At 62.1% G+C, this 1,645-nt stretch carries 2 protein-coding genes; one reads left to right on the top strand and one right to left on the bottom strand.

Annotation, left to right across the window (positions count from 1 at the left end; translation table 11 throughout):
- Positions 1-181: 181 nt before the first annotated feature.
- Entirely contained in the window at positions 182-823 is a 642-nt protein-coding gene (locus ACYVDE_RS22070; protein ID WP_460503693.1) for an SGNH/GDSL hydrolase family protein, read from the bottom strand.
- A gap of 474 nt (positions 824-1,297) precedes the next feature.
- Here ACYVDE_RS22070 and ACYVDE_RS22065 point away from each other — a divergent pair.
- The coding region (locus ACYVDE_RS22065; RefSeq protein ID WP_460503692.1) for a hypothetical protein at positions 1,298-1,645 on the top strand (348 nt) is incomplete at its 3' end.

Below are 1,645 nucleotides of genomic sequence, written 5' to 3'. Positions count from 1 at the left end.
CGCCGGCCGGCGCCAGCGTAGCTACCAGCTTGTTCACAACGAGCGAGCCCGCCGCCCGCGCCAGCACCGCCACGCCCGTGCCCAGCGAGCCCCGCACGAAGTGGCGAATGGGGGATTTGGCAGAAGAAGCAGTGGCGGACATGGGGTGCAAAGAACGTAAATTCCCCTCCTTACCCGCCGCCTACAGCGTCTTCTCCCAACTCAGGCGCAGGCCGGCCACGCCGCCCAGATGGCGCTTGAAGCGCAGCAGCGAGGTATTGGGCCCGCTGTCGAGCGTGGAGGTGCCCAGGTCGAGCACGCGCAGGCCGCTGGCGCGGGCAAAGGAGTGCAGCCCTTCGTTCAGCAACACCACCGGGCTCAGCGAGTTATAGCGCAGCGGGCTGGCGGGGTAGAAATTATAGAGCACCTGCTCGCTCACCTGAATGGCCACGGTGAGGGCCGCCCATTCGCCACCGGGCTCGCGCACCGAAAACAGGAAATGCTCGCGCGGAAATGCCCGAAATAACGCCTGCACGCGCTCCAACGACAGTGACAGGTGCTGGCCACGCTCCTGCCGGCACTGCCGAATGAACTCGTAGGCCAGCGGCAGCAGGTAGGCCGGCTCCTGCTCGATGAACAGCCCGTGACGGCGGCACTTGTGCAGCCGGCGGCGCTCCGAGGGGTGCAGGTGGGCTTCGTAGTCGCGGGTTGGGTCGAGGTAATAGTTCTGCTCGGCCAGGGCCACGCGGTAGCCGCGCTCGCGCAGGGCTTCGGCCAGGGTGTCGCGGCGCGAGATGAGGTTGCCCACGGCCAGCAAGTGGTCGGGTTCGAAAGCATGCCCCATTCCAGCCACAGCAGCAAATAAAATGGGTAACAGACCTGTCATTTGAAGGGGATATTGCGGATAATGATTCTCCGGAAACGTTTGAGGCATTCCGCTTCGGGGTCATTCCGGATTTTTCACAAAAAGTAGCTGATTTTTCTGAATTGGTAGCCGAATCCGAAAAAGACTGCTCTAACTTACGATACCAAGCCGCCATTCCGGACTCTTAAGCGGGCGCGGTAACGGTATTATATGGCTTGGGCAACGGGCTTTGACGCCGTAAAAAATATTGAATTAAATTGTTAAAAATCACTTATTTACAAGTTTTTACTCAGCCCTAAAAATCGTACAGCCACGAAATCGGGCGCTTTGCCTGGCCCTGGCAGCCCCTTACTTGGAGCGGGGTGTGCCGAGCCTGCCCGGTTCATTCCGAACCGTGCTGACGATTGCGCACGGCGGGGCTCGCCGGCCGCCTCACCATATATAGAACAACCGATGCAACCCACCGACACCGCCCCGGGCCTGTACCGCCCCGAATTTGAGCACGATGCCTGCGGGACCGGCTTCATCACCGCCCTCAACGGCCGCAAAACGCACCAGACCATCACCGACGCGCTGACCATGCTGGAAAACATGGAGCACCGCGGCGCCTGCGGCTGCGATGCCGACTCCGGCGACGGGGCCGGGCTGCTCATCCAGATTCCGCACTGGTTTTTGCTCGAAGAGTGCGTGCGCCTCGACATTCGCCTGCCCGAGCCGGGCAGCTACGGCGTGGGCTTCGCCTACCTGCCGCAGGATGCAGCCTTGCGCACCGCCTGCCGCGAAGTCATCGACGGAGCGGCC

It is taken from the genome of Hymenobacter agri (assembly GCF_054778495.1).
This window is presented reverse-complemented; position numbering and strand designations above follow the sequence as displayed.

Excerpts from the sequence above, each read along its gene's own strand:
- ACYVDE_RS22070 (WP_460503693.1), bottom strand. The coding sequence starts at position 823 with ATGGGGCATGCTTTCGAACCCGACCACTTGCTGGCCGTGGGCAACCTC.